The organism is Streptomyces kanamyceticus (assembly GCF_008704495.1).
In the GTDB taxonomy this organism is placed as follows: Bacteria; Actinomycetota; Actinomycetes; order Streptomycetales; family Streptomycetaceae; genus Streptomyces; species Streptomyces kanamyceticus.
Map to the genome: position 1 here is coordinate 10,056,982 of NZ_CP023699.1, position 23,674 is coordinate 10,080,655.

Annotated in this window: 23 protein-coding genes and 6 pseudogenes; 12 read left to right on the top strand and 17 right to left on the bottom strand. The window is 66.9% G+C overall.

Annotation, left to right across the window (positions count from 1 at the left end; translation table 11 throughout):
- Positions 1-314 precede the first annotated feature (314 nt).
- From CP970_RS43530 to CP970_RS45375, 3 genes and pseudogenes are all read right to left on the bottom strand, one after another.
- Positions 315-902, bottom strand: a complete 588-nt coding sequence (locus tag CP970_RS43530; RefSeq protein WP_063806066.1) for a hypothetical protein — start codon at positions 900-902, stop codon at positions 315-317.
- A gap of 216 nt (positions 903-1,118) precedes the next feature.
- Positions 1,119-1,349: a hypothetical protein gene (locus CP970_RS45370; protein WP_055546827.1), complete on the bottom strand. Its 231-nt coding sequence runs from the start codon at positions 1,347-1,349 to the stop codon at positions 1,119-1,121.
- A gap of 112 nt (positions 1,350-1,461) precedes the next feature.
- Positions 1,462-1,807: pseudogene (locus CP970_RS45375) on the bottom strand (NF041680 family putative transposase); the annotation flags it as partial.
- A 786-nt stretch (positions 1,808-2,593) separates the two neighbouring features.
- Here CP970_RS45375 and CP970_RS43550 point away from each other — a divergent pair.
- The 8 genes and pseudogenes from CP970_RS43550 to CP970_RS43575 all read left to right on the top strand — a co-directional run bounded on the left by CP970_RS43550 (position 2,594) and on the right by CP970_RS43575 (position 6,235).
- Positions 2,594-3,142 (top strand): helix-turn-helix domain-containing protein, encoded by a 549-nt coding sequence (locus CP970_RS43550; RefSeq protein WP_055546829.1) that lies wholly within the window; start codon positions 2,594-2,596, stop codon positions 3,140-3,142.
- A complete protein-coding gene (locus tag CP970_RS43555; protein WP_055546831.1) occupies positions 3,106-3,546 on the top strand; it encodes a hypothetical protein in 441 nt (146 codons plus the stop codon). Before CP970_RS43550 ends, CP970_RS43555 begins: the two co-directional genes overlap by 37 nt.
- A complete protein-coding gene (locus tag CP970_RS43560; RefSeq protein ID WP_150494711.1) occupies positions 3,543-3,749 on the top strand; it encodes a hypothetical protein in 207 nt (68 codons plus the stop codon). The genes CP970_RS43555 and CP970_RS43560 overlap by 4 nt, the downstream gene beginning before the upstream one ends.
- A 288-nt stretch (positions 3,750-4,037) precedes the next feature.
- A pseudogene (locus tag CP970_RS45865) lies at positions 4,038-4,085 on the top strand (hypothetical protein); the annotation flags it as partial.
- Positions 4,086-4,183: 98 nt separating this feature from the next.
- The gene (locus CP970_RS45640; RefSeq protein WP_263406822.1) at positions 4,184-4,396 is read left to right on the top strand and encodes a hypothetical protein; all 213 of its coding nucleotides are present in this window, start codon (positions 4,184-4,186) and stop codon (positions 4,394-4,396) included.
- Positions 4,397-4,613: 217 nt separating this feature from the next.
- Positions 4,614-4,790: a hypothetical protein gene (locus tag CP970_RS44530; protein WP_157877696.1), complete on the top strand. Its 177-nt coding sequence runs from the start codon at positions 4,614-4,616 to the stop codon at positions 4,788-4,790.
- A 137-nt stretch (positions 4,791-4,927) separates the two neighbouring features.
- A complete protein-coding gene (locus CP970_RS43570; protein ID WP_150494713.1) occupies positions 4,928-5,701 on the top strand; it encodes a hypothetical protein in 774 nt (257 codons plus the stop codon).
- Positions 5,702-5,764: 63 nt separating this feature from the next.
- Positions 5,765-6,235, top strand: a complete 471-nt coding sequence (locus tag CP970_RS43575; RefSeq protein ID WP_150494715.1) for a hypothetical protein — start codon at positions 5,765-5,767, stop codon at positions 6,233-6,235.
- A gap of 232 nt (positions 6,236-6,467) precedes the next feature.
- Here CP970_RS43575 and CP970_RS43580 read toward each other — a convergent pair whose 3' ends face one another.
- Positions 6,468-7,040, bottom strand: coding sequence for a hypothetical protein (locus CP970_RS43580; protein WP_224059082.1), 573 nt, complete (start codon positions 7,038-7,040; stop codon positions 6,468-6,470).
- 370 nt (positions 7,041-7,410) lie between these two features.
- On the bottom strand, positions 7,411-7,836 hold the full coding sequence (locus CP970_RS43585; protein ID WP_055546841.1) for a DUF4259 domain-containing protein: 426 nt from the start codon (positions 7,834-7,836) through the stop codon (positions 7,411-7,413).
- 278 nt (positions 7,837-8,114) lie between these two features.
- Between CP970_RS43585 and CP970_RS43590 the strand changes: the two genes are divergently transcribed.
- Together CP970_RS43590 and CP970_RS43595 are read left to right on the top strand one after the other, a co-directional pair.
- Entirely contained in the window at positions 8,115-10,523 is a 2,409-nt protein-coding gene (locus CP970_RS43590) for an AMP-binding protein (RefSeq protein ID WP_055546843.1), read from the top strand.
- An 870-nt stretch (positions 10,524-11,393) separates the two neighbouring features.
- Positions 11,394-11,960 (top strand): GNAT family N-acetyltransferase, encoded by a 567-nt coding sequence (locus CP970_RS43595; protein WP_055546889.1) that lies wholly within the window; start codon positions 11,394-11,396, stop codon positions 11,958-11,960.
- Between the two features lie 154 nt (positions 11,961-12,114).
- Here the strand turns inward: CP970_RS43595 and CP970_RS43600 are convergent, their stop codons facing one another.
- Entirely contained in the window at positions 12,115-12,930 is an 816-nt protein-coding gene (locus CP970_RS43600) for a helix-turn-helix transcriptional regulator (RefSeq protein WP_055546845.1), read from the bottom strand.
- 742 nt (positions 12,931-13,672) lie between these two features.
- On the bottom strand, positions 13,673-13,834 hold the full coding sequence (locus CP970_RS44535) for a hypothetical protein (RefSeq protein ID WP_157877698.1): 162 nt from the start codon (positions 13,832-13,834) through the stop codon (positions 13,673-13,675).
- Positions 13,835-14,213: 379 nt separating this feature from the next.
- Between CP970_RS44535 and CP970_RS43605 the strand changes: the two genes are divergently transcribed.
- Positions 14,214-14,609 carry a hypothetical protein gene (locus CP970_RS43605; protein ID WP_150494717.1) on the top strand — a complete coding sequence of 132 codons (396 nt, stop codon included), beginning with the start codon at positions 14,214-14,216 and terminating at the stop codon, positions 14,607-14,609.
- A 135-nt stretch (positions 14,610-14,744) separates the two neighbouring features.
- Positions 14,745-16,058, top strand: coding sequence for a helix-turn-helix domain-containing protein (locus CP970_RS45385; RefSeq protein WP_055546846.1), 1,314 nt, complete (start codon positions 14,745-14,747; stop codon positions 16,056-16,058).
- Between the two features lie 199 nt (positions 16,059-16,257).
- On the opposite strand, the gene CP970_RS43615 is transcribed toward CP970_RS45385, so the two are convergent.
- The 10 genes and pseudogenes from CP970_RS43615 to CP970_RS43660 form a co-directional block, all read right to left on the bottom strand.
- Entirely contained in the window at positions 16,258-16,794 is a 537-nt protein-coding gene (locus tag CP970_RS43615) for a hypothetical protein (protein WP_224059084.1), read from the bottom strand.
- 35 nt (positions 16,795-16,829) lie between these two features.
- Positions 16,830-17,096, bottom strand: a pseudogene (locus tag CP970_RS46120) (PhlD); the annotation flags it as partial.
- Between the two features lie 122 nt (positions 17,097-17,218).
- Positions 17,219-17,434 (bottom strand): annotated as a pseudogene (locus CP970_RS43625) (transposase); the annotation flags it as partial.
- Positions 17,435-17,524: 90 nt separating this feature from the next.
- Positions 17,525-18,013, bottom strand: coding sequence for a hypothetical protein (locus CP970_RS43630; protein WP_224059086.1), 489 nt, complete (start codon positions 18,011-18,013; stop codon positions 17,525-17,527).
- An 84-nt stretch (positions 18,014-18,097) separates the two neighbouring features.
- Positions 18,098-18,864: pseudogene (istB, locus tag CP970_RS45870) on the bottom strand (IS21-like element helper ATPase IstB).
- Entirely contained in the window at positions 18,861-19,424 is a 564-nt protein-coding gene (locus CP970_RS43640; protein WP_450262612.1) for a Mu transposase domain-containing protein, read from the bottom strand. Before CP970_RS43640 ends, istB begins: the two are co-directional and overlap by 4 nt.
- Positions 19,425-19,674: 250 nt before the next feature.
- Positions 19,675-20,260: pseudogene (locus CP970_RS43645) on the bottom strand (IS5 family transposase); the annotation flags it as partial.
- A gap of 127 nt (positions 20,261-20,387) precedes the next feature.
- Positions 20,388-21,203 carry an SAM-dependent methyltransferase gene (locus CP970_RS43650; protein WP_055546853.1) on the bottom strand — a complete coding sequence of 272 codons (816 nt, stop codon included), beginning with the start codon at positions 21,201-21,203 and terminating at the stop codon, positions 20,388-20,390.
- Positions 21,200-22,303: a terpene synthase family protein gene (locus CP970_RS43655; RefSeq protein WP_055546855.1), complete on the bottom strand. Its 1,104-nt coding sequence runs from the start codon at positions 22,301-22,303 to the stop codon at positions 21,200-21,202. Before CP970_RS43655 ends, CP970_RS43650 begins: the two co-directional genes overlap by 4 nt.
- Positions 22,300-23,643 carry a cytochrome P450 gene (locus CP970_RS43660; protein WP_055546857.1) on the bottom strand — a complete coding sequence of 448 codons (1,344 nt, stop codon included), beginning with the start codon at positions 23,641-23,643 and terminating at the stop codon, positions 22,300-22,302. The genes CP970_RS43655 and CP970_RS43660 overlap by 4 nt, the downstream gene beginning before the upstream one ends.
- Positions 23,644-23,674: the final 31 nt, after the last annotated feature.

A 23,674-nucleotide genomic window follows, 5' to 3' on the forward strand; every position in this document is an offset into this window, starting at 1 on the left:
AACGGGTGGGAGCGGGCGAAATCTAGAACGAGATTTCGAATACCGGGCCCTCTCCTTGTGTGGCCGAGTGGGGCCGGCTGTGATGCTGCGTTCGATCACTCATGTGGGTTTCGGTAACCCCTCCGGGGGATTGCCCGGTACCGCCTGCCGTCCCGGAGTAGCTGCCGCAATGCGGTTTCGCCGAGGGGGGACGGCTCTGGACCGTGACTGCCGGGGATCCGCGGGCAAGATGCGAGCCCCGAGCTTCTCCGCCGTGATCACCGCACGGAGTGCGTCTGCCTGATCACCGCTCAGTGCGGCGCTGCTGCCGGTGCTCAGGCCCTGGGCGACGGTTTGGGTGCAGCGGCGGCGGGCGGTGACAAGGGCAGCGCCGGGGCGTGTGTGCCAACGGCTGCTGAAATGCTGGTCAGTTGCCCAGCTCTGCGGGCCATGAGATAGACGAGATTGTGGGTGCGCTGTACCTGGTGGATCACCCTGAATCCCTGAGTCTCGTAGTAGTGGACCAGGCCCGGGAACATGCATCCGCGCCGCACCCAGGCCCGGCCCGAGCGGGCGGCGCGGTCCACCGCCCACAGGGCGATGAGGGTGCCGGGCCGCTGTGCGCGCTCGGCCGGGTCGGTGACGGTCGTGTAGAGGTAGTCGGCGGGTTCGGCCAGTTCCTGTTCTGTCCAGCCCCACGGCGGGGTCTCGCGCTGGACCGTGGTGCAGCCGATGACCTTGCCGGAGCCTTCGTGGGTCAGCAGCCACATCGAGCCGTCGGTGTTCTCGGCCTGCCCGGCCACGTCCTCCGCGCTGGCCCGCCAGGAGAGCATCTGCCGCTCCTCAAGCCACGCAGAGCGGGCCAGGGCCAGCGTTCGGACGGCGGCGATGTCAGCTGCTTCGGCCAGGCGCATCAGGTACATCGGCTCTCTCCTCGGGTGGGGTTCAGCCTGGTCTACAGAAAGGGTGCGGCGGCCAGGTGGAGGTTCCAGCAGTTGGGCGTCGCCGTCCCTCCCGGTAGGGCCCGGTGCCGAGGTGGTGCAGGCCCTGGCGGAGGCCGTCCGGGTCGACCAGGCCCTCTTCGAAGAGCGGGGAGCCTTCGTTGAGCATGGCGTCGAACAAGGGGCGGTCCTGATCGGTCAACGCGGCCTGGACGACTCGGCGAAGGAGTCCCGGGTGCGGGATTGCGTGACGTCGGATCCCAGTCCGAGGGCTGCCAGCCAACGCCGCTGGAGCTGCTTCAGCTCGCGCCAGTCGTAGGGCAGCCACTCGCCGAGCTGGATCATGTTGGGGTCGGTGAAGGGGCGCACGGGCCAGATCCCGGCGCGCAGGAGAACCGGGGTGGTCGTCTCCAACGACAGCAAGGTCATCGAGTTCACCCGCGCGGGAGGCGCGATGCCGTCATCGGTGAATTCGAGGGCGGCTCGGGCACGGGCGCCGATCCACGGCAGGGCGTCGCTGATCTCGCCCCTAGCTTGATATTTAACCTGTGCGGTGTGGTCGTGGGGTGGTTGACTTCGTCGTTCTCCTTTTCGCTGCCGCAGTTTTGCTGGGTGAATGCACGTCGTGGCGGGGTGTGGGGCGGGTGGTTTTTGGCCCGGCGGCCGTCTGGGGCCAGGGCGCGAGGGTTTCGGTGCTTGGGCTGGACAGGCCGATTGCGGGCGGATGTGCCGGAAGCCGCGGCGGACTCGGGCGGAGGTGAGTCTGTCCGGCGGGCTGGTTTCTCCCAGGGTTGGTGCCGGTCGGCTGCGAGGGGGCGAGCAAGCCGCAGTTGGGTGTAATCCGCGAGGATTAGCCAGGTCCATCGGGAGGCTGCCTCGGGAGTGCGCGGATCGAATCGGGCGAAGAAGTCGTCCAGGGACTCTTCGCTGACCAGGAGCGCGTTGGCGTCCTCGCGTCTGTTGCGTTTGGTTAGACGCCGCAGCGGTTCGCCACGGTCGACGGGGAGGTAGACGATGATGGGGGTGCGCGCCGGCGTCAACGGCGGTCTGCCGCCAGGTGTCGAGGTCGGTGCGACGCCACGGGCCATGGTGTAGGACGACGTCGTTGCCCGACGCGATCTCCATGACTCACCACGTGGAGTGTGTCGCGATCCTTGAGCCTGCCAAAAAGGGCTCCTGAACTGGGGCTTTGACCGTGCGCATGATGTGCGGTGTGGGCGTTACGGACGATATCTTGACGCTGAAATGACGCTCCTTCTGATGGGGCGTCAGGTGACGTGTGGGCAGGTCAGATCCTGCCAGGCGGTGAGAGTTTCGATGGGCGCCGACGGTAGGTTGACGCTCTGCGGGAAGCGGCCGGTCGCTGCTCTGTAGATGTCGTGGGAGTCGATTCTCCCCACGCGCTCCCCAGCAGCTCGGATTCTCCCCAGATTTCCCCAGGGAACGTCGTTGTCGTGGGTGGCGGTGATGATGGATGCTTCGCCGCCCTAGGCGCGCTGAGCTACGTGATGGCGGCGGCGGATTCAGCCCGGCCAACACTGGACTTGGCCGATGTGGTGATCGGAACACCCCCACGCTGGTGGGGAGGACGCCTGGGCAAGGGCTTGATCCGCGCTCTAAGTGGAGCTGGTGAAGTTGATTGCGTTGGGTAGGCGTCCTTGGGGAGGGACGCCATGCCGAACATCCTTCGAGTCGCGCTGGCCGACGAGGAACGCCGTGACCTGCATGCGCTGCTGGGTCGCCGCGATCTGACCCGGTACTCGCGGCAGCGCGGCGAGCGCATGCGGCTCCTCGATCAGGGCCGGTCCGTTGCTGAGGTCGCCAGCGTGCTGGAGTGCCATCCGGTCACGGTCCGCGCCACGGTCCACCGCTTTGTGAAGGGTGGGATCGCGGGGCTGCCGGATGCCCTGCGGCCGGGCAGGCCGGCGAGGCTGCTGGGGGTGGAGGACCGCGCCGCGCTGGGCGAGCTGCTGGACTACTCCGGCCAGGCCGGGATCACGTGGGGTGTCCCGGCCCTGTGCGAGTGGCTGCGGGCCGAGCGCGGGGTGGAGATCTCCTCGGACTGGTTGGGCGAGCTGCTGCGGCGCGAGGGCTTCTGCCGGAAGCGCACCCGCGACAGCGTGCGGCACAAGGCAGATCCCGTCCTCCAGCAGGCCGCCTGGGCCCAGTTGGAGGACTTGCGGCCTTGCGTCAGGCCGCACACGCGGGAGAACGCGATCTGATCTTCCTGGACGAGTCCGGCTTCGCTCCCACCATGCCCACCGGCTACACCTGGTCCAGGATCGGGCGGCGTGCGGTGGCGCCGCGTGAAGACATCCGCAACCGCCGGGTCAACGTGCTCGGCGCGAGGATCATCGGCGGTGAGCCGGAACTTCTCTGGCAGCGCGCCAGCGGGAAGATCGACGGGGAGATGCTGCTGGACTTCGTCTGCGTGCGGCTGGCGGGCCTGGGCGGCGGCGCGGCCGTGCTGGACCTGGCCGCCGACGGCCTTGGCGTCGACACCATGCCGGTCTTCGAACGGCACAGGCCGTGCACGGTCGTACTGGACAACGCCTCGGGCCCCCTGCCGTCCATCGCCGCACTCATCCGCATCGCGCGCATCCCCCTTCAGGGGAGGACGCGATGAGCCCACCCGAGACGTGCGCCTCAGAACGACGGGCTCAGGAGGTGTACGAGGTGTACCTCGCGCACATCGATGGCTGCGCCCCCTGCCAGGCCGAGGAGGATTGCGTGGAGGTGGCGCGGATTCGTCGTGATCTCCGCGCCGCACGGGCCGCGGTGAGGGAGAGCCCGGCGCTGCGGGCGGCCCGAGCCGAGGCCCGCAAGTGAACCGGCGAGGTGTGAGCTGAGCGCCCGGCAGACGGTCTGGGCAGGGGTAGATGCCAGACGGTTGAGGAGACTCTGGCCCGGTTTCCGGACGATGTCGGGGTGTCGACGTCCAGCGTGATGAGTTACCGCAGCGTGGCGGCCCACTGGCCGCCGAAGCAGCGGGCCAAGGGGTGTCGTTGGCCATTCATCGGATCCTGAACGGGACCCCGGACCGGTTCGAGCTGATCCGTAAGGCACCCTTCGGTCGAGCGCGGGCGCCAGGTCCGCGGGGAGTACGAGCAGACCAGCGAACTCGCCCCTGCCATCCGGCATTTCGAGCGGACGGCGGAGTTCCTTGATCTGGTCGGGGCCTGTCACGCGTTTGTTGCCACGACGAACCGGGTCATTTCCGGCCTGCGAGGACGCGTGTTCTCGGCGACGACGAACAGGCGGTTCTGCGCGAGAACGTTGCCCGGGTACGGGGCGCGCTGGAGTGGATCGAGCACGCCGCCGAGCTCCTTGGCAAGCATGCCCGAGAGCTGGCCGCGCTGCTCCAGGGAGAGCGCGCCTCGGTGTACGAGGACGCCGGGCAACGCACGGCGGACGGCATCTCACGGGCCGTGACGTACCTGGAGGCGTACGCGCGAGGCCTGGCGCCGGACGCATGAGCAGCAGGACAGCCGCCCGTGTTGGAGCCACGGGCGGCAGTCGCGCCCTCAGCACACCACACCGACTGGTCACGTTTCCGGTGCTCGGCCTCGCGGCCACCGTTACGTGGATGTGGGGCCACGACGGGTGCCCGCGCCGGTCCGCGACGGCCTTCGTGACGGTGCTGCCGCGCCAGCGGTGCGCGCGGCCCGAGGTGTCGTCGGGGTTCGGCTACCGGTGCTTGGAGACATCGGCGCGGATCGTCGCAGCGGTGATACCGGTCGTGTCTTCGAGCTCGCGGGCGGTGTAGAGGCGGTGCGGCTGGAGCTCGGCGATGGCCTGGTCGACGGCGGCGGGGTCGTAACGCCTGCGGATTTATGTGCCCTTGCCGACATGGTGATTACGGAGGCCTGACCGTGGGCTGCCAGGGCTGTCGGTTCGCGCAGGTCATTTCGGGGTTCGAGCTGCACAGGTTCTACCAACTGGCATAAACGGGGCGATCTTTCGGGCAGCCACAGTAAGGAACCTCAGAGTTGACTCAAATACCTACCGTGTTCACCCGTACCCGTGCTGTGATCTTGGTTGACCGCGGCTTTACCAAGGGCCGCATATCCACAGGGGGAACGCTCATGAGACGTCTCACGACCAGAGCTATAGCAGTGACCACCGGCCTGCTGATCATGGGGAGTTCGGCAACAGCATTCGCGAGTGACAGCCCTGTCGCACCGCCCATGACGGCAGACGGCGCAGCCGTCGAGCCTGGAACCGTGACAGGTTCGCCTGCATCGGGCGCCGATGTGGCGACAGGCGCCGACGCCGACGCCACGCTGGAGGAAGACCAGCCGATCCCCGGCGAGACGGACGGGCCTGACCTCGGCGAAGGGGACAAGGGACCGGCGAGCGAGGACTGCCCGCAAGGTCCCTTCGTGCACATCACGAGGAACCTGAAGAACACGACGTCCGTCAAGTACTCCACGTTCGCGAAGAACAACAAGGGGTACTCCTTGGACTTCAAGTTCACCTCCAAGCGATCAGGAACGACGACCTACGGCGCTTCTCTCACGCTGAGTTCTGATTTCAAGGTCAGGTGGCTGGGCGAGATCAAGGCCGAGTTGCAGGGGTCCGCCGAGAAGAGCTGGACCTCTGAGCTTGGGGTCGAAACCGGCGGCAAGGTGAAGGCCCACAGCACCGTCTACGGGGACTACGGCATCAGGAAGGAAAAGGTCTACGGCTACTACGGGACCCGGTACAGGAACTGCTCGGTCGGCCACAAGCAGTACGTGACCTTCTGGGCTCCGTACCGAGAGGGATGGACCATCCGCTAAATTCCACCACGTCGGTCCGGTGATTCGCTGCGCCGGACCGGCGCACCCTCTCAGGAGATCCTCATGGGCCGTAGCGCGGCAATCTCGACTGTCCTGCTTCCTCTTCTACTCGTCACTGCCTGCTCGAACAGCGACGATGCCCCTCATCCTGCTGGTGGCGAACCTGCTGCGAGCCGCACCGCCAGCACCTCGTCGACACCGAGCTCTAACGTCGGTAGCGTCGAGAAGAGCTTGCGCCTCCCCGCGCACCCGAAGTACCTCGTGCCGATCCGTAACGGCAAGGGAACGGCGGACCTGCCGGACTTCACCCCTGCCAAGGATGTGTACACCGTGCACATCAAGTGCTCTGGCGTCAGCGCAATGAAGCTGATCACGAGAGGGCATCCGAAGGACAACCCAAGCGATATCAAGTGCAATACGCCAGTCACCGTCGGAAGGGTCTACACCGACCCGGTGAAGCAGAAGTTGGCTGTCCAAGCGGGTGGCGGCGCTCACTGGACTGTGGCGATCGTCGATGGTGAGCGTCCGTTCTGACCGAAGCGGATGAGGCGAAGGCGCGCTGACGCGACGAGGCCCCGTCGCGACGGGGGTGCGCGGCGGGGCCTCGGTAGGACAAGCTGCATACAGCCCAGCGTCTGGAGGGCTGGCCCAGGCAGACCGTCTGTTCATCTATCGGGTGTTCACGAGTGGGTGTGACCAGCCGCGGGTCGAGCTTGGAGATCACTTCCCATCTGCCTGCTGATCGTTCCCCGAGTTGGTGGGTTGCTCAGCAGTCGTAGCGGTGCGTGTACGGCATGTCTGGGCACGCGGGGCAGACGAAGAGGTACACGCCTCCGAGGTCGCCCATGGCCATCCCGTGGCCGATGGTGTCGACGACCGTGTGGTCGGCCATGGGCCCCCGGCTGGCGTCCGGGCTCGCGGGTCCCTTTTCGTCGAGCGGGAACCAGCGTCCTTCGACCGGTTCCGTGGCGGTGATGCTGAGGAGGTGGTCCATGCGCCGGCCGCAGTGGCAGTCCGGCCAGTCGGGCTGCTGGAGCCAGCCCGGATACCCTCCGGCCTTGCTCTGGGCGGTGGTGGCCATCTCGTAGTACGAGGAGCCGAAGGCCTCCTCGATCTCGTCGAACCGTTGGCTCAGGTTCTGGACAAGGTCGCCCGGCAGGTCCCTGTTCGGGTATTCCACCGCCCGCGTGGGCGTCACCGTGCAGGGCCGGGGCATGAATTCCTCTTCGTGCTCGTACGGCGCCGGAGGGTCCGACAGCACCCGCCCCTCTGCGACCGTCTGCTCGCTGCGCCAATACACCTTCGGCAGTGCGGCCCCTGCCTCGTCATTGTGGATCAAGGGGCACCATAGGACCTGCAGCACGTCAGTGCCTGCCGGGAAGGGCAGTTCAGGCACGTCCCGTGCAAAGAGTTGCACGACGGGCACCATCGCCACCGGCTCAGGGCCGACTGTCTCGGTCGGGGTCCGCAGCGGCTTCCAGTGCCCTGGCTCAGCGCACAGAGGCCACGGTTCATCGGCCGGCCACAGCAGAGGTCCGCCGACGGAACTGTCGTACGCCGTTGGTTCGCCACTACGCGGATACAGCAGGGTCGTCTCCCGCGCGTGACCGGAGAGCTCCGGTATCAGCGACTCCACGTCGAGTGGTGGTGTGGGAATGCGGCGGGGCATGGTGCCTTCCAGGTGGGGAGCGGGGCGAGTGTTGGGCAGGTCAGCTCCAGCGGAGCTGTTCGCCAGGAGACGGTGGGTTGAGCGTGGTCCGCAGTCGGCTGATGGTCGCTCGCCAAAATCCGCCGATCGGTTCGGCGCAGAGGTCCCTCAGCTCGGACGGCTCGGTCATGATGCGGTCGAGGGCCTGGAGGGCCGGGGCACGCAGATGGGTGAGGTCAGGGATGGGTTCTTCCGGACCATCGTGAGGATCGGCAGGCTGACCTCCCCGGCACGGTGCGGCGATCAGGGCGGCTGCAGCAACGGCTTCCTCGGACTCGGGCGCCTCGAGGTAGCCCGCGGCGCCGATCACTCGGGTGATGGTGCCATGGATGATGGTTTCGCGTTTGTCTGCGGCTGCCTGGTCGAGGGCGTCGCAGAAGTCTGCTGCGGTGTCATTGTCGAAGGGGCCGACATCCCAGGTGCCCATGTATTTCCCCTGATCGTGGTGATGACCGGAGCATCCTGGCATCTGTCACTGACAGCGGCCGGTCCCACTGTGCGGGCGGGAACGGTCGTCCGCTGCAGGGGTGCGAGCGCAAGACGCCCCCGGATCATGAACAACAAGGGGGGAAGTCATGCCGGACCCGAAGGCCGTAGGCCCCATTGCGGAGCCACGGAAAAGGGTAACCGGGCGGCCCAGGTGCAGCGCCAGCTGTTCCTCCACGTGCGTCTCCAGGATCCCCGTGTCGGCCGTGTCCACGGTGTATGCCCACGCCTCTGGCGCGGTGCCTCATAGGGTTCTTCATCAACACAGTGGCCGTACGTGCCGACCTCTCCGGCGCCCCGTCGTTCTCCGATGTCCTGCATCAGGTGCGAAGCACGGTCCTGGAGGGCTACGCACACCAGGACATTCCATTCGAGGATGTGGTGGCAGGGGTCTCCGCGGCACGCACGGTGGGCCACAACCCGCTCTTCCAGACTTGGTTCAACCTGCTGGGCGAATCCGACCGGCCGCCCCGTCTGCCCGGCCTGAACACGTCGATCGTCGAACTCCCCGCCCACGCCTCCCTCTTTGACCTGGGCCTGTACGTGACGGATCACGGTGACCGACTTCGGCTCGACCTCGCGTACGACGGGAACTTGTTCACCGACGCGCGGGCGGAGGCGATCCTCGACCAGATGACGCTGGTACTGGCCGGGGCAGTCCTTCACCCCGACCGTCCCGTCGCCGACATCTCCCTTGTAGGAACGCCCTCCCGAAAGCTGCTGCCGAACCCCGGCGCGGAGCTGTCCCCCGCTCGCACGGCTGCGCTCGCCGCGGGTATCCGTGCGGGGATGAGCACCTCGCTCGTGCACGACTCCTCCACGACCCTCGACGCGGAACGTCTGCTGACGCTGTCCGCACAGGTGAATCACCACCTCGCACACCACGGCGTGGGCAGCGGCGACATCGTGGCCGTGTACGCAGCCCGCTGCGCGGTGCTTGTGCCGCTGCTGCTCGGCATTCACGAGCGGGGAGCGGCATTCCTGCTCCTCGACCCCGCGCACCCACCCACCCGGTTGGCGGCCCAGACCGCCGCCGCAGGAGCAGCGCACTTGGTGCACTTCCCCGCAGCGGGCCCACTACCGAGGGAACTCCAGGAATCCGAGGTCCCGATCAGCGACATGAACACCTTGCTCGCCACAACCTCCGAGCCGTTGCCCGCCCTTCCCCCGGCGCCGTCCGGCCCCGCCTACGTGATGTTCACCTCCGGCTCGACCAGCGCCGTACCCCGTGGAGTCGTCGGTACGTCGGCCCCGCTCGCGCACTTCCTCTCCTGGTACACCAACGCCTTCCAGCTCACGGCGGACAGCCGCTTCGCGCTGCTCTCCGGGCTCGGGCACGACCCTCTGCTCCGGGACATCCTGACCCCTCTGTGGACGGGTGGGCAGCTACATGTTCCCGACGACGACCTGTTGCACAACCCGGTGTCCCTGCTGCGCTGGCTGGCGCACCGCCGCATCACGGTCCTGCACCTCACTCCACCGCTTGCCCGACTGCTCGCCCTCGCCGCCGCGGAGGCGGGAGTACGGCTGCCCGAGGTCCGCCTGGTCTGCTACGGAGGCGACGTCCTGCGCAGCCAGGATGTGTCGTCCCTGGCCGCGATCGCACCGTACGCCCGGCACGTGAACTTCTACGGAGCCACCGAGACGCCGCAAGCCATGACGTATCACGTGGTGTCCCCGCAGGAAGTCATGGGCGACGAGACGGCAGCCGTCGAGGGAGCGGGAGCATCCGTCCCGATCGGTACGGGAATCGACGGCGTACAAGCCCTGATCATCAACGCTGCCGGAAACCTGGCCGGCATCGGCGAGGTGGGTGAAATCGTGGTGCGCACTGCTTTCCTCACTGAGGGCTATCTCCAGCCCTCCTCTGCCGGAGGTTTCCACCGCGATCCCCAACTGGGAGTACGTCGCTACGCAACCGGTGACAGCGGCAGGTATCTTCCCGACGGTACCGTCGAGGTCCTTGGCCGCATCGACAGTCAGGTCAAGATCCGGGGTTTCCGGGTGGACCCGTCGGAAATCGACGCTGCCTTCCTGCGGATCCCCGGGGTGTGCGCCGCGACCACGCTGGCGCGATTCAGTCCGCTCGGCGACACCCGTCTGGTGACCTACATCGTCACCGCCACACCCCACCCGTCCGCCGAGGATGTGCGCACGAGCCTGGAGGCTTTGCTGCCCGCACACATGGTTCCCTCCGAGGTGCTGGAGATCAGCAGCATGCCCCTCACTCCCAACGGCAAGATCAACACTGCCGAACTCCTCAACAAGAGGGCGACACCTCCGCTCTCCGGCGGCGGAACAGCACCGGACGACACAGTGGAGGAGACCCTCCGCGCCATCTGGCAGGAGGCGATCGGCACCGACGAGGTCGCGCTCAACGACAACTTCTTCGACCTCGGCGGCACGTCACAGCTGATGGTGCGCGTCCAAGCACTCCTCCACGAGCGCACAGGCCAGGACGTTCCCCTGGTCTCGCTCTTCCGATACGCCAGCGTCAGATCACTCGCCCGCCATCTGCGCGGCGCTACCACCGAGGACTCCGCTGCCCCGTCCCACCGCCGAGGGCGCAGCCGCGACGGAGCGGCGGCCCACGCTCAGAGACTCGGCCGGCGTAACGCCACGCCTTGATGGTGGGGCAGGCGGGCTCGCAGTCCGCGAACTGAACGGCTACTCGTTGGCCACCAACTTGATCTGTGCACGTGCGCCCTCATCGGGATGGGCGAACTCCATGGACGTAGCAACACGTGATCACCGACGTGGTGGCGAGAAGTTTCAATAGGCGCTGGGCTGGGGTCTCCCAGCCCAGCGTCTGGCGGATAGGGGCTCTCTCACGCAGCCGGTCGGTAAGCGTCACGGACCACGGACTGCAGACCACAGCGTCTGCGTCCGGAAGGGCCCTGGGCCGAACGTGACAGACGGACCAACGTCAGACAAGACTCCACGAGCACCATGTGGCAGGGCGTCAGGCACGCTCTCACTCCAGCGAGATCTCACCATCTGGGAGCCAGTCCTCCCAGTAGCCGTCGATGAGGTCGAGCAGGATCGCAGTGGAGGGTCACGATGGCCGCGATCGAGCGCTACCGGCCCCAACTCCCGGCCCCGTAGGGGGTGCTGCTAGGACACTTTCGTCGGTGTCCCAGCGCGGAGAACGAACGCGGGACGGCGCTTCGCTCGCGCTGAGGAACCGAGCCGTTCTACTGCCGCCCGGGCGCGGGTGGAGAAGTCTGAGGAGAAACTGGCCAATTTGATTGGCAAGTTGGGTCAGGCTCGGGTTGGGGGAGTCTGGAACGGCTTCGGATCGCCCCGGAGATGATGGCTGAGATACCGGCGGGCGCCTCGTCCGTGCCGGAGGCGTCGGCGGCCGTGGACTGTGGCCGGGAGTCATCCTGTAGGCCGCACCAGGGGTAGGCGGGACGACGGCGCACGCCTTCTCGACCTCTCATTCTCGGATCAGATTCCTCTTGATCACTCAACTTGCTGTTTGAGATGCTTGGCGCCATGTCCCAAGTGATCTTGCGTACTGAACGGGTCCATCTGACCCCACAGTCCGACGAGTATCTGGAATATCAGGTTGAGCTCGATGCCGACCCCGAGGTGATGCGTCACCTGGGCGGTGCGCGCAGCCGTGAGCAGGTGGAGGCAGCGCTTCGCGGGAACCTCGCGGATGCGGACCGGGCTGTGGGTCTGGGGTATTGGGCCGGGTTCGTCGAGGGACACTTTGTCGGCTACTGGATCCTGCGGCCGCCGGGCCCTGTCGACCAGGAACCAGTGGCAGGCCAGGGCGAACTCGGGTTCAAGCTACTGCGGCGCTACTGGCGCCAAGGACTCGGCAGCGAGGGATCTCGTGAGCTGCTCCGGCATGGCTTCGAGGACCTCGGGCTGAGCCGGATCGGCGCCATGACGGGGGCGGCCAACACGGCCTCGCGGGCCACACTGGCCGCTCTCGGGTTGCGGTATGTCCGTGAATTCCAGGCGGATGCCGCTGACTTCCCGCCGGGTGCCGACCCGCGAACAGTCGAGTATGCGATCACCCAAGAGCAGTGGCATGCAGTCCGGAGCGCGTGAGCGGCGTCAGGAGACAACACCACCGGGCGCCTGCAACTCCCTTGCTCCCTAGGCGCATTGATCCAGCGGCACAGCTGAGGGTGCCGTGGAGCCAGGGGGGCATGGCAATCTTTTCTACCCGTGAGGGTCCACCGACCCGACGGTCGGTGGGCCCTCACGCACGCTCGACGATCCCCAGCTCTTCGGTACTTGCGGCAAGTGAGGAATCGGATCGGGCTTGGGGGAAAGCGCGGGTCCTCATCACCAAGGCGATCAGGCGGTCGATCTCGTGGGCGTCACCGCGGAAGTAGGCCAGTGGGACAACGAAGGCGAGCGACAGGGCATCGAGAACCTCGTCCGACGCCACCCGTACTGTGCCCTGACGCAGGTCCCTCACGGTGTCCGCGGTGAGCACGAACCGGCCGATCCTACGGTTGCCCGCCGAGGCCAGAGCTTCGTCCGTCGGCAACGTGCCGTCGTAGACCTGCTCCCGCAGGTGTTTGATCTTCCCGGCGAGGCTCTGCGCGGCCCAAGGCGTCGGCGGTTCCCCTTCCGGTGTTACGGCCGGCACGTCATGGCCGAACGATCTGCGCTGGGCCGCCAGGAGCTCGGATCGGGTGACCTTGTATGCCTTCGCCAGTGCCGTCACCGCATCATCGGACAGCGTGCGCTTGCCGTTCTCCGCTGCGCGCACGGGCATCGGTGACACCGTTCTGGTGTAGATAGCGGTATCCGACTGCGTCATGCCGGCATCACAGCGAAGATCGGCGAGGTTGGGCGGTGCCAGCCGCGGAAAGAGCTGGTCGAGGTCTGCTTCAACGGCCTGGGCGATGCCCGGCAGACGTTCCTGCGAAGGGGTTGCCTGCCCCGTTTCCCAGCGTGAGATGGCGTTGGTCTTGACGCCTACAGCAGCGGCCACATCGCCCTGCGACAGGCGACGGAGCACGCGGCAATCGCGCAGCTTCCTGCCGTCGAAGATGCGGTCGGGCATGCGGAGACTCCAAGAGGTTTGGCGGGTGCCATCACTCTAGCCACTTGATCAAATCATCAGAAGGGGATAGTTTCACCTTCTGGTGATCCGAGGTGTGGGTCACCGTGCGCTGGACCGCACAGATATTTCACCTCAGAACAGCCCACTCCCCAGGGAGAAGTGAGCCGGACCCAGCCGATACAGGTTCCGAGGCCGTGATCGGCCAGGTCCGAATGAGTCCCCGACAACGGAGATCTTGATGAGTGTGGCACCGATGGCGCCAGATCAGCAGAGTGAAGCACAGAGTTGTCATATTCAAGTACATGGCACGGCGCATCCGTTGGGCGGGCCTGGTGATCTCCCGCCGGAACGGCCGGTAGCTGGCGTCGGCCTGAGGCCCATCGCCTCCGAAGTCATCGGCGCCAGGGGCAGCACCGGTGCCGGTTCGGGTCGGGCGCACTGCGCATCGCCCGCTGCGACTGCCTGAGCGGGCCGCGGGGCCCACACCCCTGACCCGAAAACAACGTGAGGTCCCATGGCGGCGACTGTGATGAGTCCCGTGCCACGCCGTATCGGTAGGCCTGAGGGCGAACTGGAGGCCGAGTCGATGAAGTCGTCGTACGGCCTGGCGGGCGGCACGGTTGGGGGAGCGGTGGAGGAAGCAGGCGCCGCCGAGGTGCTTGGTGTCCTGGGTGCGCGCGGCCATAGCCGCGGCGCCCAGGGTCGTCTGGAGCCATTTGTTGCCGAAGCGGCCGGTCAACCCTTAGCCGAAGGCCGGGATCCAGGGGCGCATGCGGGCCTTGGTCATCGTGACCGGCACGTCGAGGTCGCGTGTCCCCTCGAACAGGGCCTCCAGTATCGCCCGGCCGCAGATGCCCATGATGTCGGTGGCCAGGCAAGAGAGCTTGATGTCCGCTTCCGCCAAGGGCTTCTCCAGCCGCTACGTGGCCGGGGACCGCGCCACGGCCAACAATGTCCGCAGGCGGGTGAGCTCACGCAGGCGACGGATCGGCCACGGTGGCATGAACGGGGGGCGGACCAGGCCGCGTTCGACGATCTGGGCGATCCGATGGGCGTCTTTCACGTCGGTACCGTTCTTCTAGCCCACGGGCTCGGATCGCGCCCAGGCGGCAGGACTTCGCTGGACGGCCACCCACCGATCTCCACCCGCTCAGGATGGCGCTGTCAGGCGATCGGATTACTCCCACCACCTGTGACAGAGAGATGGCGTTTGTTCCGTCGGCCAGCTCACGGCCAGTCACGCGCGTCATCGCGGTGACCCACCACCCGAGGTGCGGTGTTACATGACCTCTGACGACCCGCCGGCCAAGAAGACTGTCGTCCAGCCGACGGCGGCATGGCCCAATGTGGACGGCGGCATCGCCAGCGGGGAGCTCGCTGCGCTGTGGATGCCCTGCGGCGGTGCCCCGTACTGCCGCATTGGACTTCGCACGGGACTGAGCCTTCCGCAGGCGCGCCGCCTAGCCAAAGCGATTACCGAGGAAGCCAACAGTCCACCACAGCGCCTCAACGTCCTGCTGGACGGCAGCGGCCTGCCGTCCACGAGAGAGGCATGCGGTGAACACCGCGGGCCTGCCATGCCCCGGGCCCGCTGGTCGCCAGCCGACGGGGGCTACATCCCCGACCGCACAGGCCGAGCAACTCTCCTTGCCCGGCCTGTGAACCTGACCTCCGGCTGACCCCCGAGCCCACCAACTCCCTCACACGAAGCCCGTCGTGCCCTGAGCGCCGCAGGTCTACTTCGTGCTACCCGGAAACGGACCTGCGTGCCCTTCCCTGAGACCACCCACGATCGAACTGGCCCTACTTCAGACGTGCTTGCCCTGAGCCAGCAATGGCTCGCCACCACCTCCGGCCGCATCGCCACCGACGGATTCTCCTGGTTGCAGGCCGTCTGCTGGTTCCGCCTCGACGGCGGCTACCGCGCCCCCCGCGGCCACGGCCCCCGGCGTGTGGGCGACACCACGCTGCGCGTCGCCACCGAACTGGCTCGGCTTTCCCCCTGCCGGCCCGGCGTCAGCTACCTGATGCACCGCCTCCAGTTGTCCAAGCGCACCGTCCAATACCACCTCGGCATCCTGCGCGAGACTGGGCTGCTCACCTACCGGGCCAAAGGCACCCGGGTGTCCGGAAGGGGCGGAATGGCCTCGGAGTTCGAGTGGACCATCCCGACCACCTTTGACACCGCTGTGCACCTGCGGACCCGCACCAGTGAGCAGTACGGGCGCATCGTGCGCGGCATCGAGGACCAGGGCCGGGCCCTGATGAAACGGCTGTCGAGGATGGCGCAGCGGCTGATGCGTCGACGCCTCCGTCGTCCGTCCACGCGCCGACGGCATTGCACCCCAATGGAGGGCAGTTCAGAAAGTTCTGCGACTACCGGTACTACTTCTGTCCCCCCTGAGAGCAACCGCGTCAGCGGGAACGCCATGGTCCCTCACTCTCAGAAGCCCACCCCAGCAACCCGTAGGAAACTCAACAAGGTTGGTCGGCGCTTCCAGCTGGCCCGAGAGCTCATCGGCCAGATCGACTGGCTGACCCGCTGCTCGGTGCCCCGCATCGCCTGGGTAGTCAGAAACGTCGCAGATGCCGGGTGGAGCGCCACTGACGTCCGGGCCTGGCTGCACCTACGCGGCGGCTCTACCCAGGTACGCCGCCCCTCCGGGCTGCTGGCCGTCCTGCTGAGTGGTGCCGAGACCACGCTGGACACCCCGGCCAAGCGGACCTACGCGGCGGACCGGTGGCACGCGGCCCAGGAAGCCGCCCGGCTGCACCGGATCGAGAGCGTGCGCCGCGACCGGGAGCAGCGGGACGGCGACTGGCGGCCACCGGTGAGCACCGCCGTCCAGCGCCTAGTCGCCGACGCCTTCGCGGCTGTGACACCACAGCACGGCATCGGCGAGGACCTGCCGGAGGTGGCCGGCCCCCAGGACCTGACGGCCGAGGAGCTCCAGGTGATGCGGAACGCGGCCCGGGGCTCCTTCATGTCCGGCGACACGGGACTGGTGATGTGCGCGCTCGAGGCATTCGGCCGGCCCACGGCAGAGGCCCTGTACGGGCCCGACCTGGTCGAGCGTGCGATCAAGCTGGCCGATGGCAGCTCACTGATGGTCCTGGGACGCCAGTAGGGGATACGCGATGACGAAGCCGAACAGCGCCAAAGGCCCGACGAGCTCCACAGCGCCGACGTCCGGCGTCGATCTTGCCCGTGCCGCCCTGCGTGTGGCACGGGGGATACACGTCTCGCATGACGCCCGTTCGGCCGTCTACCGCAGAGCGCTTGCCGCTCAACGACCTCGCAACTGGACAGACAGCATGAGGAATCCGTCAGAGGTTGTGCCAGTGTCCTTCGATCGCGGCCCCGGTGAGCCCGGGCCCGATTCCCATCAGGAGAGTGCGCTGTCCGTGGGGCGGAGACGTGTCCGCCGTGCGCGCGAGGACGTCGAGGACCGCGACGCCGCCGAGGTTGCCGCTGGTGCGCATGCTCTCCCAGGAGTTATTGAGGAGTTCGGGGGCGCATTGCAGGCCCTTGGCAGTGTCCTCCAGGATCCGGGGGCCACCCGGGTGCGCGATGACGACGTCGGGCGTCCAGTCCGCCTCGTCTCTGCGAAGCCACTTCCACAGCGGGGGCATGATGTGGGTGATGCCGTCGGGCGCCCATTTCTCAGAGGTGAAACGCATGCCGGAAGGCTCAACGTTCAGGGTGTAGGAGTCCGTCGTGTCGGGGACCACCTGCTGCCAACTGCCGCGGACGTCCAGGCATGCCTGGCCCGGATCCGCAGTGACGAGGCAGGCACCCGCCCCGTCACCGAAGAGGAGCCGGTAGATGATGCCCGCGTGATCGTTCTGGTCGCTCTGGTACACGGTGGACAGCGCCTCCGCGACGACCACAGGACACGCAGACCGGGCATGCGGTCGACCAGTTGGGTCGCCCAGGCCAGGGCATGCGCGCCGCCGACACAGCCCAGCTGAGTGGCGGGAATCCGCAGAACGTCCGGGCGTAAGTGGAGCTCATTGACGATGTGGGCGTCCAGCCCGGGGGTAGCGGGTGTAGTGCTGTGGCTGGTGATGATGCAGTCCACGTCTGCGGGGCCCAGGGCGGCGGCTTTGATGGCGTCGTGGGCAGCGGCCGTCGCCATGTTGAACGCAATGGGCTGAGCGAGACGATTGCGCTCAGCCGCTGAGCCTGGAGACGATTTCCAGCGGTGCCACGAAGTGGCGTGTGTCTATGCGGAGATTGTCGGCCAAACGCTCGATTACCGCGGGGGAGGGGTACTTATACGTTGTCCTATGTGGTGAGTCGGAGTAGTCGCTTGTAGCAGCACAGGGCGGCTGCCAGGCCGAGGAAGGCCAGGTAGTTGGCGGGTTGGCGTTCGTAGCGTGGGCTGAGACGGCGGTATCCGGTCAGCCAGGACAAGGTCCGCTCGATCACCCAACGGGGTCGCCCTAATCGTTCGCTGGATTCGATGCCCTTGCGGGCGATGCGGACGCCGATGTGGTTGCCCCTGTCGGCGTACTCGAGAATGTGCCCAGTGAAGTACGGATGAACGTGCTCAGCGAGATGACAGGCTGTTCGCTCGGCTCGGTGGGCGGATCACCAGAGGCCGAAGAACCGCGTCCACCACGTGGGCCGCGCTGCGAAGTGCTCCAGCGCGCTGGGGCCCTCGTAGTCGCTCTCCAGCAGTTCTTCGGGGATGCTCACGTAGCCGAGCTCAGTCAGGGCCTGCTCTACTTTGGCTAGGTCAGCGGGATCCAGCGCGCCCTCCTCACGGGCTTCGTCCGTGCCGAGGAAGGCCCCCGGATTGTCGGCGCATACCTCGGCGAGGGAGCCGAACTTGCTCACGCAGAGCACGATCCGTGTTCCGCAGATCATCGCGTCCGCAGGCACGTGGATGCGCCCGTACTCACTGGAGTCCTGGGTGTCCCGCTCGGACTCGCACGGGGCTCCGAAGTCCGCTTCGAGCCGACGGATCAGACCGCTGAACGCGAGGCCGGTCGCGGCGCGGTTGTAGTGCTGCGGTTGTTCCAGCCGCTCGGGGTCGTCGAGTTCGCGCAGGAGGGCCAGCAGTTCCGTCTCGCTCATTGCCATCCGCCCATCCTGCCGCCCGCCGGGCGGCAGCAGAGGGGCAGGGGTATGCAGGCAAGGGCCAGATCCGAAGGGCAGGGCCTAGGCTGCGGTCTCGCGCTCGATGGCTGCGAGACGGTTCTTGAGTCTGTAGCTGGGGCCGTTGATGGAGACGACGTCGCAGTGGTGCAGGAGCCGGTCGAGGATGGCCGTGGCGAGGACTTCGTCACCGAACACCTGCCCCCATTCGCTGAAGGTCTTGTTCGAGGTCAGGAGGATCGATCCTTTCTCGTAGCGCTTGGAGATGACCTGGAACACCAGGTTGGCCTCAGCGCGTTCGAGTGGCTGGTAGCCGACTTCGTCGACGACGAGAACTCCGGGGCGAAGGTAAGTGCGGAGTTTGCTGTTGAGGCGTCCGGCCGCCTCGGCGACTTTGAGCTGGCGGACCATGTCGTCGAGGGTCGTGAAGTAGACGGAGAAGTTGGCCCGGCAGGCGGCGACCGAGAGAGCGACGGCGATGTGGGTCTTGCCGACCCGGGCGGTCCCAGCAGGGCCGCGTTGGCCTTGGCCTCGACGAAGGCGAGGGTGGCGAGGTCTTTGATCTTGCGGGGGTCGAGCTCGGGCTGGAAGGAGAAGTCGTACTCGTCGAGTGTCTTGTGGTGCGGCAGCTTGGACAGCCGCAGGCCCTGCCGGAAGCGCCGGTCGTCACGAATGGCGAGTTCCTCGGCCAGGACCAGATCGAGGAAGTCGAGGTAGCCCATCTTGGCCTCGTCCGCCCGGCCGGCGTACTGGTTCAGGCTCTCGGCCAGGTGGGGCAGGCCGAGTTTGGCGGCCGTGGTGCGGATTCGGGTGCTGATCAGCTCGCTCAACTGGGCTCCTCTGGCTTGGGGTGGGTGGTGAAGGGACGGGTCCCGGTCAGTTCGGCATAGACCGACAGAGGTCTGCGGCCGACCTCGACGCGGACGGCCGCAGCCCGGTTCAAGAGAGCCATCAGCGAGCCCGCCGTTTCCGCGCCGAGTGCGTTCTGATGACGGGGCTGCGGAGGAACATCACCGGTGGTGGTCCGTCGGTTCCGGCCGTCGGGAAGACCGTCCCAGTGCTTCTCGTCGACGACACAGGCTCCGCGGCCGACAGCCCTGCGGTGAATGGCCAGCAGGATGTCGCCGTTGGCGTCGGGAACGGTGGAATGCAGAGTGATCTGGGACTTTGTTGCCCTGACTTCCACCAGCTGACGTGGGCGGACCTTGCGGGCCGGCACCGAGTAGAGGTTCGCGTCGAAGGCGACCAGGCAGTCCTTGCCGACGTAGCGAAGGTGTCTCTGGGTGACCACGTAAGGTGTCGCCGGCAGGGGCCTGAGGGCCATGTGGTCGCGGATCGCGCGGTGCCCGATGACTTCGCCGTGGGGGCCGTGGGACTTCGCCCGGCGCAACGGAACCCTTGCGGACCGTGCGGCGGTTGAGCCCGGTCTCCTTCGCGATTTCCGACAGGCTCATCGCCCCGGACTCGAACAGCCCGCGGAAGCGTCGAAGCTCCATCCATCGTTGCGGGTCCAAGACCACGGTCAGCCGCCCTCCGCCACCCTTCACAGGCCGGCAGCAGACTGCCCACGATCAAGCTCCGATACGTCAGGAAGTGGGCACGTTCATCCGTACGTGACTGGGCACGTTCACGTGTACGCCGACAGCCCCAGAGCCATCGCCGCAGGTGGGGAACATCGTAGGCCTTGTCGGCGTGGAGGCGTTGGGGTTTGAAATGGCGGCCGCGATGCGGGTCGTGTTGCGTTTGGAGACCTGCCACCATTGGCTTCAGTCCTTCGCTGTCGTGGACGTTGACCGCGGAGATCCCGACGACCAGGGGCAGTCCGTTCGCGTCCGACAGGATGTGCATCTTGATACCCGGCTTGCACCGGTCCACAGGGCTCGGACCTGTGTGGTCGCCCCTTTTTTTAGCGCGGACGTGGGCGGTGTCGAGCACGACTCGGCTGACGTCGATGAGGCCGGCGTCATCGAGCTGGTGCAGCACGGCCTCGTGCAGCCGGCCCCAGACACCGGCCCTGGACCAGATCAGGAACCGTCGGTGAGCGGTCGACTTCGAGATCCCAAAGCAGGGCGGCAGCTGCCGCCAGGCGCATCCGCTGACCAGCACGACGATGATCGCGGCGAACAGCGTCTCATCAGGTGTGTCCGGTGCCCCGCCGCCCTGCGGTCGCACTTTTGGAGGCAGAAGTAACGGCTTCGCGATCTCCCACAGCCCGTCCGTAACAATCTAACTCCACGCCCCCTGACCCATGTTGAAGTACTACTCCGACTCACCACATAGGACAACGTCTAAGTAGGCCAGTGGGCCAGCCGCGCGAGCGAGCGGCCCCTTGTGGCGGGTCCATACCGGTGTATTACCGCGGTGCCTGCGCAGTGATGAGCATGTTGGTGGGGAGCCGCGCCGTCAACAGCCCGCTCAGCATGGCCGCACCCTGCTTGCGCATCTGCGCGTCGAGCCCCTGCGCCCGGTCGAGCTGGGCGATCATGTGGCGGTAGTGCGGCAGGGTGTGGTCGGTGATGTCCAGGTATTCCGTGGGCAGCAGGCCCGCTTCGAGCAGAGCCGCGATGTAGGTGACCAGGGGCAGGAACGGTGCGTTGAACGACATGCGCCGGTACGCCTCGACGCTGGCACGCTCGGCCAGCGTCGGGGTCGTGAGCTGGACGCGGTCGGTCGCCACGAGGCGGCCGCCGGGCTTGAGGACCCGGGCGATGTGCCGGAACGCGGCAGGGCGGTCGTTCATGTGGACGAGGGACTCGATGGCCATGACGGCGTCGAAGGAGCCCGACGGGTAGGTCAGCTCCTCGCCGTCGCCCAACTCGAAGGTCACGTGGTCGGTCATGCCAGTCTCGGCGGCGCGGCGGGCGGCTTCGGCGATCAGCGCGGGGCTCGTGGCGATCGCGGTGACGTGGACGCCCATGGCTTTGGCCAGGCGTAGGGCGGGAGCGCCGAGGCCGCAGCCGATGTCGAGGACACGGTCTCCCGCCTGGATGCCCAGCCGCTCGATGACGAGGTCGGTCATGCGGTTGGTGGCCTGTTCGAGGGGTGTGTCGTCCGCGTCGTCGTGCCAGTAGCCGACATGGACGTTCGCCCCGGAGAGGGCGCTGATCATCTCGACGTTGTCGTAGAACGCGGCGACTTGCTGCTTTGTGTGAACCTCGGCGCTGCTCATCGGATTCCCTCAAGGGTAGGGACGTCGGGGAAGTAGGTGTGGGAAGGCGTCAGACGTAGTTCGCCCTTCAGGACGCCGTTCCAGACGAAGCCCCGGCCGTGGTAGCGGGGAGCCATGAAGGACCAACGGTGGTTGGCGGCCCCGATGTGCTGGAACGTCTCAAGGAGCGGCAGCAGGCCGGGTACGTCCGCCAGGCGCGATTCGGTGATCTCGTTCCAGTGCCGCACCGCCGTGTCCTGGCAGTGGTCGATCATGCGGGCGACGGTGTCGACGGCTTCCTGGAGAGTCGCTCCCTGCGTTCGGCGCAGGAGGCAGATGGCGTTGTTGTGGTCGCCCCGGGCGCACTCGGCGCGGAAGGACAGCAGGTCGTTGGGCAGGTACCAGTAGTCCATGATGGCGGCCCAATAGCGCTCGACCGACTCGTGCTTGAGGGCAGTCTGGTCGATGTCCAGACCCAGGACGTACTGGGTGACGATGTGGTAGAAGATAGTCGCGGAGCTACCGTCGGCGGCCCGCATGTGCCTGTAGCTGTCCAGGTCGGTGACTTGGTTGCGGAGCAGGTTCGTGGCCTCGTCGCCGATGGTGACGGTGGAGTAGTGGTCGAATGCCTCCACGAGGCGGGTGAAGCCCTCAGGGGTGGCCTTCGCGGCGAAGCGGGCGATCAAATCGTTGATGCTGTCCATCGCCCACGGCTCGTCGGGGGCTGGACCGCCTTCGAGCATCTTCTTCAGGGATTCCAGGTAGTCGTTGACGGCGTTCTCTCGGTGCGCGTCGCTGTCACCGGCGCCGGTCCGCAGCCGGGCCACGTCGTTGTCGTGGAAGAAGAGCCAGTCTGTGAGGTTGCAGACGTCCAGGACCTTCTCCGTATCCAGCCGGTAGTAGGACATGGAGACGAACAGTGCGGAAAGGTTGTCGGCCAGGATCTGTTCGGCGGCCTCACGCTGCCCCGGCAAAAGCTTGGTGCGAACCCACTCTTCGTGACGGCCGAGGATGTTGTAGTAGTCAGGATGAAGGCCGCAGGTGAAACGCTGGGTGACGTGCGGGAAGACAACGAACGATTCTTCGTCTATGCCGGGGCAGGGCGGCAGCGGGGTGGTCACTTCTTCTCCTTGGTGCGGTCGCGGGCGGTCAGTATCAGGCCGTCGGGTTCCAGCAGGGCCCGGGGCCGGACACGGACCTGAACGTCGGGTACGGGGTCGAGGCGCCAGGAGGGCAGGATCGTCGCCAGGGCTATCAGCGACTCGGTGAGCGCGAAGTTGTTCCCGATGCACTGGTGTACTCCGGCCCCGAAAGGCACATAGGTACTGCGGGAGCGGCTGTTGTTCTCCGGCAGCCACCGGTCGGGGTCGAAAGTGTCAGGGTTGGAATAGAGCGACGGGTCGCGGTGGATGGAGTAGGGGCTGAAGAACACCTGGGCACCGGCCGGGATCGTGTGCCCGCCCAGCTCCGTCGGAACATGGGTGATGCGGGGCAGCAGCCAGGCCGGCGGGTACAGCCGCAGCACTTCGGTGATCACCCGGCCCAGATATTCCAGACGCGGCAGGTCCGCGGACGTGACCGGCTCCCCCTTCAGGACATCCTGGATCTCCTGATGCGCCCTTTCGTCCGCCTTCTCGTCACACGACAGCAGATGCAGGGCCCAGGCCAGGGAGGTGGCCACAGTGGCGGAGCCCGCGGAGAAGAGGGTGACGACCTCGTCCCGCAGCTCCTTCGCCGACAGCGGTTCGCCCTGTTCGTCCCGTGCCTCCAGCAGGAGGGTCAGGAAGTGCTCCGCCGGAGCGTCGTCCCGGGTGCGGTGTGCCTCGACCGCCTCGTCGGCGAACTCGTGCAGCATCTTCTGTGCTTGAGTGAAGCGCCGGTGCTCCGGTGTGGGGAGGCGGTGCAGCCATGGCACCGGGGTCACGCTGCGCCAGCCAATGCCCGCGGAGGCCGTTGACACTGCCCACACGATGCGTTCGGTTTTCTCCCTGGGGAAATGGCCCGGCGAGAGCATGTTGCCAATCACGGAGACCGCAAGGTGGAATAGGTCATTCCAGATGTTCAGCCGTTCGCCCTCGTGCCAGCGGCCGGTCATTTCCTCCGCGGCCTCCCGCATCACCGAGTGATATCCCGGCATTCTGCCCCGGGTGAAGGCCGGCTGGATCAGCCGCCGCTGCCGCCGGTGATGCGTGCCCTCGCTGATAGCCAGGCCGTTGCCGACGAACGCGGCCGACAGCTCGTAGAGTGGCCCTTCCTTGAGGAAGTCCTTCACGCGCGAGACCAGCATCTCCCGCACGAGTTCTGGGTCGTTGACGATCCGCGCCCGCCACGGCCCGATCCTCAGCGCGGTCATCGCACCCGTGGCACGCTGCTCGTCCAGGAACTCGAGGGGCTTGAAGCCGAAGCCAAGACTGTGCCCGATCAGCGGACGTCTTCCCGGCGCAACAGGAGTGTGCTGCACAGTTCACCTCAATCGATCAACAGAACAAAGG

What these genes read in the sequence shown, in the direction of transcription:
- CP970_RS43530 (WP_063806066.1), bottom strand. Translation starts at nt 902, where the DNA reads ATGTACCTGATGCGCCTGGCCGAAGCAGCTGACATCGCCGCCGTCCGA.
- CP970_RS43600 (WP_055546845.1), bottom strand. Translation starts at nt 12,930, where the DNA reads ATGCCCGACCGCATCTTCGACGGCAGGAAGCTGCGCGATTGCCGCGTG.
- CP970_RS43590 (WP_055546843.1), top strand. Translation starts at nt 8,115, where the DNA reads ATGCCCACGCCTCTGGCGCGGTGCCTCATAGGGTTCTTCATCAACACA.
- CP970_RS43595 (WP_055546889.1), top strand. Translation starts at nt 11,394, where the DNA reads ATGTCCCAAGTGATCTTGCGTACTGAACGGGTCCATCTGACCCCACAG.
- CP970_RS43585 (WP_055546841.1), bottom strand. Translation starts at nt 7,836, where the DNA reads ATGGGCACCTGGGATGTCGGCCCCTTCGACAATGACACCGCAGCAGAC.
- CP970_RS43605 (WP_150494717.1), top strand. Translation starts at nt 14,214, where the DNA reads ATGACCTCTGACGACCCGCCGGCCAAGAAGACTGTCGTCCAGCCGACG.
- CP970_RS43650 (WP_055546853.1), bottom strand. Translation starts at nt 21,203, where the DNA reads ATGAGCAGCGCCGAGGTTCACACAAAGCAGCAAGTCGCCGCGTTCTAC.
- CP970_RS43550 (WP_055546829.1), top strand. Translation starts at nt 2,594, where the DNA reads ATGCCGAACATCCTTCGAGTCGCGCTGGCCGACGAGGAACGCCGTGAC.
- CP970_RS43560 (WP_150494711.1), top strand. Translation starts at nt 3,543, where the DNA reads ATGAGCCCACCCGAGACGTGCGCCTCAGAACGACGGGCTCAGGAGGTG.
- CP970_RS45370 (WP_055546827.1), bottom strand. Translation starts at nt 1,349, where the DNA reads ATGACCTTGCTGTCGTTGGAGACGACCACCCCGGTTCTCCTGCGCGCC.
- CP970_RS43575 (WP_150494715.1), top strand. Translation starts at nt 5,765, where the DNA reads ATGGGCCGTAGCGCGGCAATCTCGACTGTCCTGCTTCCTCTTCTACTC.
- CP970_RS43630 (WP_224059086.1), bottom strand. Translation starts at nt 18,013, where the DNA reads ATGAGCGAGACGGAACTGCTGGCCCTCCTGCGCGAACTCGACGACCCC.